The following is a 14048-nucleotide window of genomic DNA, read 5'->3' as shown; positions in this document are numbered from 1 at the left end:
GCGGGCCTTCGTGTTCGTGGGTTTTGCGACCTTGATCAGTCAGCCTTCTGCCGGCGGGCCGGGAAGAGGATGACGTCGCGGATCGACGGTGCGTTGGTGAGCAGCATGATCAGGCGGTCGACGCCGATGCCGAGGCCACCGGCCGGCGGCATGCCCTGGTCGATCGCGTCAAGGAACTCGTCGTCGAGCTGCTTGGCCTTTTCGCCGCGGGCGTGCGCCTGCTCGAGCTGCTCGACCATGCGGGCGCGCTGCTCTTCCGGATCGTTGAGTTCCGAGAAGGCGTTGCCCAGTTCCCAGGCGTTGCAATAGGTCTCGAAACGTTCGACGAGGCGCGGTTCGCCCGGCACTTCCTTGGCAAAGGGCGAGATGTCCTTCGGGAAATGCGTGACGTGGGCCGGCTGGATCAGCGTGCCTTCGACCTTCTCTTCGAAGATGAAGGCGAGGCACTCGCCCCAGGTCCAGTCCTTCTCGACCTCAAAGCCTGCAGCCTTGGCGGCAGCGCGGGCTTCTTCGTCGGTCTTCATCGCCAGGAAGTCGATGCCGGTCGCTTCCTTGACAGCGTCGGGCATCGGCACGCGGCGGAACGGACCCTTGAAGGAGATTTCCTTGTCGCCATAGGCAAACTCGGTCGAGCCGTGGATCGCCATGGCAAGCTCACCGAACAGCCGCTCGACGAGGTCCATGATGTCCTCGTAGTCGGCATAGGCCCAGTAGCACTCCATCATGGTGAATTCCGGATTGTGCCGGGTGGAGACGCCTTCGTTGCGGAAGTTGCGGTTGATCTCGAAGACCTTGTCGGTGAGGCCCGAAACCAGCGTGCGCTTCAGGTACAGTTCCGGCGCGATGCGCAGGAACATGTCGAGCTTCAGCGTGTTGTGATGCGTCTTGAACGGCTCGGCGGTGGCGCCGCCGTAGACCGAGTGCAGCATCGGCGTCTCGACTTCCATGAAGCCGTCGTTTTCCATGAAGCGGCGGATGCCCGAGACGATCTTGCTGCGCTGCTGGAAGCGCAGCTTCGATTCCTCGTTGGTCATGATGTCGAGGTGGCGCTTGCGGTAGCGGATCTCGATGTCCGACAGGCCGTGCCACTTTTCGGGCATCGGCAGCAGCGACTTCGTCAGCATGGTGATTGCCTGGGCGTTGATCGTCAGCTCACCACGCTTGGTGCGGCGAACGACGCCGGTCACGCCGATGATATCGCCGATGTCGATCATCGGCAGCAGCGCGCGGGCGTCTTCCGGCGTGGTGTCCTTGTGGCTGAAGATCTGGATCTTGCCGGAGGCGTCATGGATGTCCATGAACATGCCGGAGTTGCGCGAGGAATAGACGCGGCCGGCAACGGTCACGACATCCTGGGTCTCGGTGTCCGGCTCCAGGCTCTCGTACTTTGCGGTCAGCTCGGCATTGCTCATCGTCCGGTGGAAATGCGCCGGATAGACGTCGCCGATCTGCTCGCGCAAAAGCTTCAGCTTCTGTGCGCGCACTTCCGTGGCGTCGGAGGAGAGGCCAGTGGTCTCGGTCTTGTCGTTCATCGTGCTCTCCTTACTTTCCGCTACCGGCCATGGAGGCGACCACCTGGGACGCGACCTTGAGACGCTGGCGGACCACGGCGCGGCCGAGGATTTCCATGCTGTCGAACAGCGGCAGCGAGCGCTGCGAGCCGGACACAGACACGAAGAGCGGCGCCAGGATCACCTTCAGCTTCTTGCCCATGCGCTCGGCGACCGCGCGCAGTTCGGCTTCGATCGATTCCTTGTTCCATTCGAGGATCTTTTCAAGGTCCGGCTGAACGGTGTTGAGGATCTCGAGCAGTTCTTCGGGCGTCGACTTGACGCCGGCGAAGGCTTCGGGCTTGAGGCCGAGGTCGGACTTCAAGAGGAAGCTTGCGAGATCAGGCAGTTCGCCGAGCTTCGAAATGCGCGACTGGCTGAGCTTCAGGCCCTGTTTCAGGCGGTCGTTTTCCATGGCCCAGGCAAGGACGCGGGCGGCGAATTCTTCTTCCGAAAGCTTCTCGCGGATCCAGCGGGCGTTCAGCCAGTCGAGCTTCTGGATGTCGAAGATCGCGCCGGCCTTGGAGAGGTTCTCCGAGTCGAACTTTGCAGCCAGTTCCTCGATCGTCAGCAACTCCTCGCCTTCGGCGATCTGGATGAAGAACAGGCCGAGGAAGTTCATCAGCGCTTCCGGCAGATAGCCAAGCGCCGTGTAGTACGAGATCGACGTCGGGTTCTTGCGCTTCGACAGCTTCGACTTGTCGGCATTGCGCATCAGCGACAGGTGCATGAAGACCGGCGGCTCGAGGCCGAGATAGCGGTAGATCAGGATGTGCTTCGGCACGGAGGCCAGCCACTCCTCGCCGCGGGCGACGTGGGTGATCTTCATCAGGTGGTCGTCGACGACGTTGGCCATGTGGTAGGTCGGCATGCCGTCGGCCTTCAAGAGGACCTGCATGTCGACGGCATCCCACGGAATTTCCACGTCGCCATAGACGCCGTCGGTAAACTTGCACGAGCCCTCGGTCGGGATCTTCATGCGCACGACATGCGGCTCGCCGGCGGCAACGCGCGAGGTCACTTCTTCGGCGGACAGGTGGAGACACAGGCCGTCATACTTCGACGGCTTGCCGGCGGCGCGCTGGCTCTCGCGCATCTGCTCGAGCCGCTCGGGCGTGCAGAAGCAGCGGAAGCCGTGACCATTCTCGACGATCTTCTCGACGTAGGGGCGGTACATGTCCTTGCGGTCGCTCTGGCGGTAGGGACCAAAGGGACCACCGACATCAGGACCTTCCGACCATTCGAGCCCGCACCATTTCAACGCGTCCAGCACCTTCTGTTCGAACTCGGGCGTCGAGCGGGTGGCATCGGTGTCTTCGATGCGCAGGATGAACTCGCCGCCGTGCTTCTTTGCGAAGAGGTAGTTGAACAGAGCGATGTAGGCGGTGCCGACATGCGGCTCGCCGGTGGGGGAGGGTGCGATGCGTACCCGGACTGCTGAATTTGCCATGGTCTTTGCCCGTCTGACGTGCTTTTCGCCCCTTGCCGGAGAAGAAACCGGCCGCCGGGGGCGCGCATTTTATGGGAAGGAAAGGCCCGCAAGGGTGCCGCAACAACGGTATCGGCAGGCTATTCCAATAGGCTCGCGTGAGACCATAGAACGCCGATCATGTCAACGGAAACCCGATCACGCCGGTTTTTGTTGACACTGCCGCCAGCGGGCGTTAATGAACCAAAAGGTTATTTAACTGAAAGGTTTTTTAGAAAATGCCGGAAGATCGCTTGTCGACGACGCTCTCAGCCCTGGCCGATCCAACGCGAAGGGCCATTCTCGCCCGCCTCGCACTTGGAGAGGCCTCGGTCGGCGAGCTGGCGGAGCCCTTCGAAATGAGCCTGCCGGCAGTCTCCAAGCATCTCAAGGTTCTCGAGCGCGCCGGGCTGATCAGCCGTGGCCGCGAAGCGCAGTGGCGACCATGCAAGCTTGAAGCCGCCCCGCTGAAGGACGTCAACAGCTGGCTCGACGGCTACCGTCGCTTCTGGGAGCAGAAGTTCGACCGTCTCGACGCCTATCTGCAGGAACTCCAGCATATCGACCCCGGTGCCGGCAAGAACTGATCGCCGCCCCGTCTTCCGTCCTTGGCCGTTCTGCGCTAAGCAGGGACGTCGAAAAAGGCAGGACCGGATAAGGTAAGCCCGGTCCCTTCGGTTTTCTAAACGAAGCTCTGCTCGAACGTCCCGTTCGAACCCGCGACGTGGTTCCGATGCAATCGCATCGGTCCGCGGCGGGGTGTATGCAATCGACGCAGTCCGCCGCGTTTCTCGAACACGGAGACTGTAAACATGCGACTGAACCATATCGACCTCTATAGCCCTGTCGTTGCCGAAACGGCGTCCTTCCTCATCGATCATTTCGGCCTGACGCTGGTCGAAAAACGCGGCAAGGATGCCTTTTTCCGCCTGACGGACGGTTCCGGCCTGGTGCTCGTCGTCAGCCCGCCGATCACTGCGCTCGGCGGCGGCGACCAGGTCAGCCTCGGGACCCAGACCTACCACATCGGCTTTTTGCTGCCGGTGCGGGCCGACGTCGACGATGCCTATCAGCGGGTGCTTGGATCCGGCGCCCAGGTTATCCCGCCTGCCGATCGGCACGGCGCCTATGTTTTCTACGTAGTGATACCCGGCAACATTCTGGTCGAGGTCGGCCATCGCCCGGATGTTTGAGCGGCTGAAACCGGATCGGAACGTTTCCTGAGGAGATGCGTTGTCCAACCAGAAGGCGTGGGGACTGGCCCCGGCAAGCTTGGCGGAAAGAGGAAACGACCCCGTTTGTCTTGCCGCCGATGGCTCGCGGTTGACGGCCGGTCAGCCGGGCTCCGCGTCTTCCAGAACTCCCGCAAGCAGAAGGCCCGCATCCTGGATGCGGGCCTTTCTCATGACGGGATTGTTTTCGGCCCGGCGCGTCAGTCGAGCTTTCCGGCCTTCCTCAGGCGCGCATTGCGCGCGACCATGTTGAGGATTTCGACGAGCGCCGAGAAGGCCATGGCGGCGTAGATGTAACCCTTCGGCACATGCAGGCCCATGCCTTCGGCGATCAGTGTCGTGCCGATCATCAGAAGGAAGGCGAGCGCCAGCATGACGATCGTCGGGTTCTTCTCGATGAAGTTGGCGAGCGGGTTGGCGGCAACGAGCATGACCGTGACGGCGGCGATGACGGCGATGACCATGATCGGCAGGTGCGGTGTCATGCCGACGGCGGTGATGATGCTGTCGACGGAGAACACGAGGTCGAGCAAAAGGATCTGGGCGATCGCGGCGCCGAAGCTGTTGATCGCCGAGGAGGCGATGAAGTCCTCGCCGTGATCGGCCGGATCGACATTGTGGTGGATTTCCTTGGTCGCCTTCCAGACGAGGAACAGGCCGCCGGCAATGAGGATCATGTCCTTCCAGGAGAAGCCGTGGCCGAAGGCCTCGAACACCGGCGTCGTCAGCTTGACGATCCAGGCAACCGTGCCGAGCAGCGCAAGGCGCATGACGAGGGCAAGGGCGATACCGATGCGCCGGGCCTTTTCGCGATGCTCGACAGGCAGCTTGTTGGTGAGGATCGAGATGAAGATCAGGTTGTCGATGCCGAGAACCACCTCCATGACGACCAGGGTGACGAGGGCGACCCAGGCGGCGGGGTCTTGAGCAAGCAACAGGATATCCTGCATCGGCGATCTTTCTCTTTCAGCACTTCATAAGTTCCACAGCGCCGCGCGTCCGATGGACGCGCGGCGCTGTGGGGGATGGCGCGTCGACGCGCAAGAATCGCCGAAAGTATTTAAGAAACATTGCGGAAGAGACAAGCGCCGCTGCCCGATTGCAGCGGCGCTTTACCGTTTACGATTTGACAGGAATCCACATTTCGACCACGCCCATGCCCGAATGCGGGTCAAAGCGCGCATCATAGCGTTCGATGAGGTCGGGCGTTTCTCCATGCTGCAGTCCGGATTCGGGCAGCCATGTGCCGAAGACGTAGTCGGCGGTTTTGGCGATCGCGGAGATGTGCCCGCGATGCAGAAAGACGGCGTAGCGCTGCTTCGGCAGCCGTAGCGTCGAAAAGCCTTCCGCCAGGTCGTCGGCGTCGCTGATTTCGGCTGCCGCCATGTAGCGGAAGGTGCCAGCCTCGCCGTTGCTGTCGGTGCACACACCGTAGGCGATGTCGCCTCTCTGTCCGGGTATCGCGCCGAAATGGCGATTGAACCGTTGCCAGAGCGACGGGATGCCTTCGGTGCGGCCGTAGGTGTAGGTTTCCGAAAGGCCCGCCAGAAGCAATGGCGGGCTGTCTTCGAAGCGGGGCGGGTCGATCTTGAGAAGGCGGGTATCGTCCATTCTTAAAGGCTCCATCAGCTCGATGTTTCGAATGTGCCTTTGCTTGCGAACCGTTTCGGGTGTCACGCCGAACTGGTCGCGAAAGGCACGGGTGAAAGCCTCGTGCGAGCTGTAGCCCGCATCGAGTGCCACCGAGAGAATGCTGATGGAGCCATCGGCAAGCGCGCTGGCGGCATCGCTGAGACGCCGTCCGCGGATATAGGCGGTGATCGAGCGGCCGGTGACCAGCCCGAAAACGCGCGAAAGATGGAAGCGCGAAAGGCCCGCGGCCCCCGCGATTTCATCCAGCGATATCTCTTTTGCGAAATGGCTCTCGATGAACCAGACCGCCCGTCCGATGGCACTCATCTTCACTCCCCTGGCAACGCCCTTTTGATAGGGGCTCGGCTGAAGGCGCGCTTGATCGAAATTGCTCGATTGAAACGCAGGAGGGCTGAAGGAGGTTCGGCGTCAGTCCGCCTATTTCTTCTTCTTCGGACCGTAGGCGGACATGAAGACGCGGACGGCGGCGGTCACCGTCGCCTCGATCTGTTCTTTCGGCGGTGCCGAACACATGCCGCCGAAAAGCCGGTGCTTGAAGAGGCCGGCTTGGGCCATCTCGATAAACTGGCGGGCGGCCATTTCTGTGTTGTCGATGTCGAGCACGCCGGTCGGGACCTGGCGGTCGAGATAGGCCTTGAGCACAGTGTAGCCGTTCTCCGGTGCTTCGCTGAAGAAGCGCTCGGCCAGATGCGGCATGCGGTCGATCACCCCGATCACCATGCGCATGGAGCGGATTGTCTCTTCCGCCGTCATGCTCGTCGTCAGCGTCACGCCGAAATCGTAGAGTGATTCTTCGACGTCGTCGTGATCGTTGAGCGCGTGCTTGGCGGTCTGGACCACCCGGGTCTTGCCCTTGATGATCAGCGCCTTGAACAAGTCTTCCTTGTTCTCGAAATAGACGTAGAGCGTGCCCTTGGAGACGCCCGCCTCGCGGGTGATGTCGTTCATGCTGGCGGCATCGAAACCCTGGCTCAGGAACGCGCGTCGCGCGCCTTCGAGGATCTGTTCACGCTTGGCTGGATCCTCGCCGGCGGCGTGACGGCCGCCACCCGAACAGAGATCCTCATCCATGCCGGCTGCCGGCTGCATGACGTCCTGGGTTCCGTTCTTTGCCTCGCTCATGATGGTCGCTTGTTTCCGCCCTGCTCATATTAAATTTAAGTCATCGAACCACGCGGTTCGATTTCCTCTTGATATGCGACCAGAAAGGGCCTATGTCAAGTTCCAATCGAACCGAACGGTTCAGTTCGTTCAGCAATCCTTAACCAGGCCGGTGCCCAATGTCCGCATCCAACACGTCCAGCGCTGCCCGCGTCCGTCCCGTCGACGAGACTTTCGAAGTGCAGCAGGAAACCGCGCTTGAGGCGAAGGCGCCCGCTGCGGAGCAGGCGGTCGCGCCGGCTCCGGCAAAGGAAGCCGCCGCGCCGCAGAAGAAGGCGCGCAAGCCCATCCTTCCCGTACTCGGCCTGGCGCTTCTGGCTGCTGGTGCCTGGTATGGCTACGACTGGTGGACCAATGGCCGCTTCATGATCTCGACCGATGACGCCTATATCGAAGGCGACATCGCGACGATTTCGCCGAAGGTTTCCGGTTATGTCGCCAAGGTCGACGCCGTCGCCAACCAGAAGGTGAAGGCCGGCGACCCGCTGGTCACGCTCGATGACGGCGACTATCGCATCGCCGCCGAGCAGGCCGAGGCGAAGATTGCCACCCAGAAGCTTGCGCTCAGCCGCTTCGATGCGCAGATCGCCGGCGCCAAGGCGAGCCTTGCCCAGACCGAAGCGCAGAAGAAGGCTCTCGAAGCGACGGTGCGCGGCGCCGAGCTCGCGCAGAAGCGCGCGAGCGACCTCCAGTCCAAGGCCGTTGGCACCGTCGCTTCGCTCGATAACGCCGATGTGGCGCTCGATCAGGCACGGGCAAATCTTGCCGGGGCAGACGCCAACATCGCCGCTGCCAACGCCAGCATCACCGTTCTCGAAGCGCAGCGCACGGAAGCCGAAAGCGAGATCCGTTCGCTGGAGCTTGCGCGCGACAAGGCCAACCGCGACCTCGGCTTCACCGTGCTGAAGGCGCCCTATGACGGCATCGTCGGCAACGTCGCGGTGCAGGTCGGCGACCTCGTGTCGGCCGGCCAGCGGCTTGCCGCCCTGGTTCCGGTCGACCAGCTCTATATCGACGCCAACTTCAAGGAGACCCAGATCGCCCATCTGGTGCCGGGCTCCAAGGTGAAGGTGCATGTCGACGCCTATGAGGATCATGCGATCGAAGGCACGGTCGCCTCGATCTCGCCGGCCTCCGGTTCGGTCTTCTCGCTGCTGCCGGCGGAAAACGCCACCGGCAACTTCACCAAGGTGATCCAGCGCGTGCCGGTGCGCATCACCCTGCCGGCCGACGTGCTGGCTGAAGGTCACCTGCGCGCGGGCTTGAGCGTTGTCGTCGATGTCGACACGCGCACAGCGCCGGATCAGACCAAGGTTGCCGCGACCAAGTAAGCGGACGAAATGCCGGCGCGCCCTTGGGCGCGCCTTTTGTCGAGACCCCGGCGCTACGGAGCGCGGTGAAGTCCGGAACGCCGGCGCGGCGAAACGCGCATGTCCAGAACGCTGGCGCCCAAGCGCGCCCATGCAAGGAGTGGCTGAGATGGCCGCAACGGCAACAGCAGGCTCGGTGGCGGCCGCCGCACCGAAGGTCGAGGAACATATGGACCCGAAGAGGCTGATCGCCTTCTTCGCCATGGTCGTCGGCATGTTCATGGCAATCCTCGACATCCAGATCGTCTCGGCCTCGCTTGCCGAGATCCAGGCCGGCCTTTCGGCCGGTTCCGACGAGATCGGCTGGGTGCAGACCTCCTATCTCATTGCCGAAGTCATCATGATCCCGCTCTCGGGCACGCTGGCGCGCATCGTCTCGACGCGTGTGCTGTTCTCGGTTTCGGCGGCGGGCTTCACCGCGGCAAGCGCGCTTGCGGCGACCGCGACGAACATCGACCAGATGATCGTCTACCGCGCGATCCAGGGCTTCATCGGCGGCGGCATGATCCCGTCGGTCTTTGCGGCCGCCTTCACCATCTTCCCGCCGTCGAAGCGCAACATCGTCTCGCCGATCATCGGCCTGATCGCCACGCTTGCCCCGACCATCGGTCCGACGGTCGGCGGCTATCTCAGCCACGCCTTCTCCTGGCACTGGCTGTTCCTCGTCAACGTCATTCCCGGCATCATCGTCGCGACGCTCACCTGGACCTTCATCGACTTCGACAAGCCGGAGCTTGGCCTGTTCAAGAAGTTCGACTGGTGGGGTCTCGCCTCGATGGCGATCTTCCTCGGCGCGCTCGAATACGTGCTGGAAGAGGGCAACACCAACGACTGGTTCAACGACGAGCACATTGTCATCGGTGCCGTCGCTTCGGCGATTGCCGCCATCGTGTTCTTCTACCGCGCCTTCAAGGTGGAGTTCCCGGTCGTCGACCTCAGGGCCTTTGCCAACCGAAACTTCGCCTTCGGCTCGATGTTCTCCTTCGTCATGGGCATCGGCCTTTATGGTCTCACCTATCTCTATCCGCTCTATCTCGGCCGTATCCGCGGCTACGATTCGCTGATGATCGGCGAGACCATGTTCGTCTCGGGCCTTGCCATGTTCTTCACGGCGCCGGTCGCGGGTATTCTCTCGGGCAAGCTCGATCCGCGCGTGCTGATGACGATCGGCTTCACCAGCTTTGCCAGCGGCACCTGGATCATGGGGCACCTTACGGCCGACTGGGACTTCTACGAGCTGTTCATCCCGCAGATCCTGCGCGGCGTCGGGCTGATGCTGTGCATGGTGCCGATCAACAACATCGCGCTCGGCACCATGCCGCCGGCGCGCATGCGCGGCGCCTCGGGCCTGTTCAACCTGACCCGTAACCTCGGCGGCGCGGTGGGGCTTGCGGTTATCAACACGATCCTGACCCAGCGCCAGGACTTCCACTATGCCCGCCTGGCCGAGCATATCCAGTGGGGTAACCCGGAAGCCATGGAACGCTTCAACAACATGGCCGCCAACTTCAACGCCCATGGTCTCGACGGCACGACGATCGCGATCAAGCAGCTTGCGGGCATGGCGCAGAAGCAGGCGATCATCCTGTCCTTCGGCGACATTTTCATGCTGCTGACGGTGCTGTTCCTGTCGCTGATCCTCGGCGTCATGATGATCAAGAAGCCCGAGGGCGTCGGCCCTAGCGGCGGCGGTCACTAGCTCCCCCTCTTAAGCAGGACGCGACTCTCGATTTACGCGAGCCGCTCCTTGCGGCACACTTCTGTCCCAAGTGTGAGAGGGGGAGCGGCATGCGGCGATCGGGTTCTGACGGCATATCCAGGCGATCATTCGTTGCGGGCCTTGCTGGTCTCGGGGCAGCGCTTGCTGCCTCCCGAAGCCGCGCCGCAGTCCCGGCCATCGACGCGACATTCTTGTTTTCCAACGATATCCATGCCTGCCTCGTTTCGATCGAAGGGCTGGCTCCCAACTGCGCGGCCGAAGGCAAGACGGACGCCAATCTGCTGCGCCACGTCGCGGCGCTGAATGCCGTGCACGCCATGCGCTGGCCGGAGACGGTTGCCGGCAAGCCGAGCGGGCTTGCAAGCGCCGGGCGAGAGATCGGCAAGCCGCTCGGCCTGGTGCTCGGCGGCGATCTCACCGATGACGGCGGCGGCCAGGTGCGCCAGCCGCGCGAGGGGCGGCAGTTGCAGCAATTCTCAAGTCGCTACCAGGAAGGGGCGGGACCCGACCACGTCCACATGCCCGTCTATGTCGGCCTCGGCAACCACGACCTCGACCAGGATGGGCCCCCGCCGCATGTCGACTGGTATCGCCGCGAACTGCGCGACTATGTCGAGCTCAACCACCGCCAGTCGGTGTTCTACAAGCCTCCGGTGCCGGTCACCAACTACGATCCCCTGTCGGATTGCTACTCCTGGGACTGGGGCGGGCTGCATCTGGTGCAGTTGCAGCGCTTCGGCGGCGACGAGACCAAGGGTGCGGTCAATGCGCTGCCCTGGCTGAAACAGGATCTGGCGTCCTATGCCGCCGACGGCCGGCCGGTGATCCTCTTCCAGCACTATGGCTGGGACGCCTTTTCGACCGAGGTCTGGGATGCGAAGGCCAGGACTTTCGACGACGAAGGTGACGGCGCTCCGCATTGGTGGAGCATCCCTCAGCGCCAGGCGCTGCTCGACACCGTCAAAGGCAGCAACGTCATCGGCCTGTTCCACGGCCATCAGCACGAAACCGCAATGATCTACCGGCAGGGCGGGCTCGATCTCATCAAGCCGAAGGCGGCTTACATGGGCGGCTTTGCCCTCGTGCGCGTGACCGATGGCTTCATGGACGTGGCGCTGGCGGAGGCTGGGCAGAGCCATGGCGAGGTTGTCTTTACCGATGCCTTCAGCAAGCTCCTTTCATAGGTCGAAAACTCTATCTGAATCAAATATTTAAGGTGTCGAATTCCCTGTTTCTGGATAGCGGGGCGGCGCTCCATTTCCCGCGTCTTGCGGATTTTTGATTTACGTACATCAGAAATTCATCTAAAGGCAGAACCCGGAGGAAAACATGCGCCCGACAGTTCACGATATCGCTGCTAGAGCCGGGGTCAGCCTCGCGACGGTCGACCGGGTTTTGAACAACCGGCCGGGCGTGCGTGGTGTCACCCGCGACAAGGTCGAGCGCGCCATCGAAGCGCTCGGCTATGTGCGCGACGTCGCCGCCGCCAACCTCGCCAAGAGCCGGATCTACCCGCTGGTCTTCATCCTGCCAGAGGGCGACAACACCTTCATGCGCGGCCTTGCGGCCGAGGTGGAGGCGGCGAAGGCGCGCTCGGCAGTCGAGCGCACGGCGATCACGGTCTTTTCCGTGCCGGCCTTCGACCCGGAAGCGTTAGCTGCAGCGCTTCATAAAGCGCGGGCGCTTGACCCGGCCGGCGTCGCGGTCGTTGCGATCGATGCGCCCGAGGTCGTCAGTGCGGTAGATGCGCTGCGTGAAGACGGCGTCGCCGTCGTGACGTTGGTTTCCGACCTGCCGGGGTCGTCGCGCGATCATTTCGCCGGTGTCGACAACGTTGCCGCCGGCCGGACCGCCGGCACCCTGATGGGGCGTTTCCTCGGTGGCCGAAACGGCCCGGTGGCGATCGTAGCCGGCTCGATGCTGGTGCGCGACCATCGCGACCGTCTCGAAGGCTTTGGCGCAGCCATGGCAGAAAGTGCGCCTGGCCGCCGGCTGCTGCCCGTCGTCGAAGGCCATGACGATCCGGCCGAGGTCGATCGCCTCGTCTCCAACCTTCTCGCCGATCAACCGGAGCTTGCCGGCATCTACAGTCTCGGCGCCGGCAATCGCGGCCTGATCGCGGCACTGGAAAAGGCAGGTCGCGAAAAGGCTGTCTGCGCCATCGCCCATGAACTGACGCCGCACAGCCGCGCGGCACTTCTTTCCGGCACGCTCGACGCTCTCCTCAATCAGGACGGCGGCCATGAGGTGCGCAGCGCCATCCGGGTGCTGAAGGCCCGAGCCGACGGCCTTTCGGTGATCGGGGCGCAGGAGCGCATCCGCATCGAAATTTTCCTGAAGGACAACCTGCCGGTCGATCCGGCGTAGCGCTTTGAATTTACGCAGTTCTTTCGAAGAATTGCTCAATGGAGGCAAGCATGTATCTCGGACTGGATCTCGGCACCTCGGGCGTCAAGGCAATGTTGATCGATGGCGGCCAGCGCATCGTCGGTTCGGCCTCCGGCGCGCTCGACGTCTCGCGGCCGCATCCCGGCTGGTCGGAACAGGACCCGGCTGATTGGGTGCGCGCCACCGAAGAGGCAATTGCCGGGCTGAAGGCGGCACACCCGGCGGAGCTTTCGGCGGTGCGCGGTATCGGCCTTTCCGGCCAGATGCACGGTGCGACGCTGCTTGATGCCGACGACCGGGTGCTTCGGCCCTGCATCCTCTGGAACGACACCCGCAGCTTCCGAGAGGCGGCAGCGCTCGATGCGGACCCGCAGTTCCGCGCCATCACCGGCAACATCGTCTTCCCCGGCTTCACCGCACCGAAGCTTGCCTGGGTGCGGGCCAACGAGCCCGACATCTTCGCCAAGGTGTGCTGGGTGCTGCTGCCGAAGGATTATCTGCGCCTGTGGCTGACCGGCGAGCACATGTCGGAAATGTCCGACAGCGCCGGCACTGCCTGGCTCGATACCGGCAAGCGGCAGTGGTCGGAAAGCCTGCTTGCCGCCACCGACATGGACGAAAAGCAGATGCCGAGCCTGGTCGAGGGAACCGATGCGGCCGGGAAGCTGCGTTCGGAACTGGCCGCGCGCTGGGGCATTTCGGGTGACGTCGTGGTTGCCGGCGGTGCAGGCGACAATGCGGCTTCTGCCTGTGGCATGGGCACGGTCGGCGAGGGCAATGCCTTCGTCTCGCTCGGTACCTCGGGTGTTCTCTTCGCGGCGAATGCAAGCTACTTGCCCAATCCGGAAAGCGCCGTGCATGCCTTCTGCCACGCGCTGCCGAATACCTGGCACCAGATGGGCGTCATCCTGTCGGCGACCGATGCGCTGAACTGGTACTCCGGCATCGCCGGCCGCAGTGCTGCCGACCTGAGCGCCGAACTCGGCGATCATCTGAAGGCGCCTTCGGGCGTCACTTTCCTTCCCTATCTGTCGGGCGAGCGCACGCCGCACAATGACGCGGCGATCCGTGGCGCCTTTGTCGGGCTTGGCCATGAGAGCGGCCGGGTGGTACTGACCCAGGCGGTGATGGAGGGCGTGTCCTTCGCCATTCGCGACAGCCTGGAAGCCTTGCGCGCCGCCGGCACGACGCTTTCTCGGGTGACGGCGATCGGTGGTGGTTCGCGCTCGCGCTACTGGCTCAAATCGATCGCCACGGCGCTCAACCTACCGGTCGATCTGCCCGCCGACGGCGATTTCGGTGCTGCCTTCGGGGCGGCCCGCCTTGGCCTCATCGCCGCGGCCGGTGCCGATCCCGTTGTCACCTGCTACGCCCCACAGACGGCCGAGACCATTGCGCCGGAAGCGTCGCTGGTTTCGGCCTATGAGGCGAGCTACCAGCGCTACCGCCGGCTCTATCCGGCGATCAAGGGCGCCGTGTTGTGATGCGGCGCCCCCTGTCTCGATC

The 14048-nt window shown here is 63.2% G+C and carries 12 protein-coding genes; 7 read left to right on the top strand and 5 right to left on the bottom strand.

Annotated features, from left to right (window positions below; genetic code table 11):
* Positions 1-35: 35 nt before the first annotated feature.
* Both lysS and gltX read right to left on the bottom strand, forming a co-directional pair.
* The gene (gene lysS, locus ASE71_RS03625) at positions 36-1532 is read right to left on the bottom strand and encodes a lysine--tRNA ligase (RefSeq protein WP_034787063.1); all 1497 of its coding nucleotides are present in this window, start codon (positions 1530-1532) and stop codon (positions 36-38) included.
* 10 nt (positions 1533-1542) lie between these two features.
* Positions 1543-3000 (bottom strand): glutamate--tRNA ligase, encoded by a 1458-nt coding sequence (gene gltX / locus ASE71_RS03620; protein ID WP_060517506.1) that lies wholly within the window; start codon positions 2998-3000, stop codon positions 1543-1545.
* Between the two features lie 257 nt (positions 3001-3257).
* Here gltX and ASE71_RS03615 point away from each other — a divergent pair, with 257 nt between their 5' ends.
* A complete protein-coding gene (locus tag ASE71_RS03615) occupies positions 3258-3605 on the top strand; it encodes an ArsR/SmtB family transcription factor (protein WP_043618487.1) in 348 nt (115 codons plus the stop codon).
* Between the two features lie 225 nt (positions 3606-3830).
* Positions 3831-4211, top strand: coding sequence for a VOC family protein (locus ASE71_RS03610; protein WP_034787050.1), 381 nt, complete (start codon positions 3831-3833; stop codon positions 4209-4211).
* Positions 4212-4450: 239 nt separating this feature from the next.
* Here the strand turns inward: ASE71_RS03610 and ASE71_RS03605 are convergent, their stop codons facing one another.
* The 3 genes from ASE71_RS03605 to ASE71_RS03595 form a co-directional block, all read right to left on the bottom strand.
* Positions 4451-5200, bottom strand: a complete 750-nt coding sequence (locus ASE71_RS03605; RefSeq protein ID WP_034787044.1) for a TerC family protein — start codon at positions 5198-5200, stop codon at positions 4451-4453.
* Between the two features lie 169 nt (positions 5201-5369).
* On the bottom strand, positions 5370-6209 hold the full coding sequence (locus ASE71_RS03600; protein WP_034787039.1) for an AraC family transcriptional regulator: 840 nt from the start codon (positions 6207-6209) through the stop codon (positions 5370-5372).
* Between the two features lie 111 nt (positions 6210-6320).
* The gene (locus ASE71_RS03595) at positions 6321-6992 is read right to left on the bottom strand and encodes a TetR/AcrR family transcriptional regulator (protein ID WP_226020723.1); all 672 of its coding nucleotides are present in this window, start codon (positions 6990-6992) and stop codon (positions 6321-6323) included.
* 191 nt (positions 6993-7183) lie between these two features.
* On the opposite strand from ASE71_RS03595, the gene ASE71_RS03590 reads away from it, so the two are divergent.
* The 5 genes from ASE71_RS03590 (at position 7184) to xylB (ending at position 14026) form a co-directional block, all read left to right on the top strand.
* Positions 7184-8395 (top strand): HlyD family secretion protein, encoded by a 1212-nt coding sequence (locus ASE71_RS03590; protein ID WP_034787034.1) that lies wholly within the window; start codon positions 7184-7186, stop codon positions 8393-8395.
* Between the two features lie 148 nt (positions 8396-8543).
* Positions 8544-10133, top strand: a complete 1590-nt coding sequence (locus ASE71_RS03585; protein ID WP_089044924.1) for a DHA2 family efflux MFS transporter permease subunit — start codon at positions 8544-8546, stop codon at positions 10131-10133.
* An 89-nt stretch (positions 10134-10222) separates the two neighbouring features.
* On the top strand, positions 10223-11338 hold the full coding sequence (locus ASE71_RS03580; RefSeq protein WP_060517510.1) for a metallophosphoesterase: 1116 nt from the start codon (positions 10223-10225) through the stop codon (positions 11336-11338).
* 145 nt (positions 11339-11483) lie between these two features.
* A complete protein-coding gene (locus tag ASE71_RS03575) occupies positions 11484-12521 on the top strand; it encodes a LacI family DNA-binding transcriptional regulator (RefSeq protein ID WP_034787022.1) in 1038 nt (345 codons plus the stop codon).
* Positions 12522-12571: 50 nt separating this feature from the next.
* The gene (gene xylB / locus ASE71_RS03570) at positions 12572-14026 is read left to right on the top strand and encodes a xylulokinase (protein ID WP_060517643.1); all 1455 of its coding nucleotides are present in this window, start codon (positions 12572-12574) and stop codon (positions 14024-14026) included.
* Positions 14027-14048 lie beyond the last annotated feature (22 nt).

The sequence above is a fragment of the Ensifer sp. Root954 genome (genome assembly GCF_001429005.1).
In the GTDB taxonomy this organism is placed as follows: domain Bacteria; phylum Pseudomonadota; class Alphaproteobacteria; order Rhizobiales; family Rhizobiaceae; genus Ensifer; species Ensifer adhaerens.
This window is presented reverse-complemented; position numbering and strand designations above follow the sequence as displayed.

What these genes read in the sequence shown, in the direction of transcription:
- lysS (WP_034787063.1), bottom strand. Translation starts at nt 1,532, where the DNA reads ATGAACGACAAGACCGAGACCACTGGCCTCTCCTCCGACGCCACGGAA.
- gltX (WP_060517506.1), bottom strand. Translation starts at nt 3,000, where the DNA reads ATGGCAAATTCAGCAGTCCGGGTACGCATCGCACCCTCCCCCACCGGC.
- ASE71_RS03615 (WP_043618487.1), top strand. Translation starts at nt 3,258, where the DNA reads ATGCCGGAAGATCGCTTGTCGACGACGCTCTCAGCCCTGGCCGATCCA.
- ASE71_RS03610 (WP_034787050.1), top strand. Translation starts at nt 3,831, where the DNA reads ATGCGACTGAACCATATCGACCTCTATAGCCCTGTCGTTGCCGAAACG.
- ASE71_RS03605 (WP_034787044.1), bottom strand. Translation starts at nt 5,200, where the DNA reads ATGCAGGATATCCTGTTGCTTGCTCAAGACCCCGCCGCCTGGGTCGCC.
- ASE71_RS03600 (WP_034787039.1), bottom strand. Translation starts at nt 6,209, where the DNA reads ATGAGTGCCATCGGACGGGCGGTCTGGTTCATCGAGAGCCATTTCGCA.
- ASE71_RS03595 (WP_226020723.1), bottom strand. Translation starts at nt 6,992, where the DNA reads ATGCAGCCGGCAGCCGGCATGGATGAGGATCTCTGTTCGGGTGGCGGC.
- ASE71_RS03590 (WP_034787034.1), top strand. Translation starts at nt 7,184, where the DNA reads ATGTCCGCATCCAACACGTCCAGCGCTGCCCGCGTCCGTCCCGTCGAC.
- ASE71_RS03585 (WP_089044924.1), top strand. Translation starts at nt 8,544, where the DNA reads ATGGCCGCAACGGCAACAGCAGGCTCGGTGGCGGCCGCCGCACCGAAG.
- ASE71_RS03580 (WP_060517510.1), top strand. Translation starts at nt 10,223, where the DNA reads ATGCGGCGATCGGGTTCTGACGGCATATCCAGGCGATCATTCGTTGCG.
- ASE71_RS03575 (WP_034787022.1), top strand. Translation starts at nt 11,484, where the DNA reads ATGCGCCCGACAGTTCACGATATCGCTGCTAGAGCCGGGGTCAGCCTC.
- xylB (WP_060517643.1), top strand. Translation starts at nt 12,572, where the DNA reads ATGTATCTCGGACTGGATCTCGGCACCTCGGGCGTCAAGGCAATGTTG.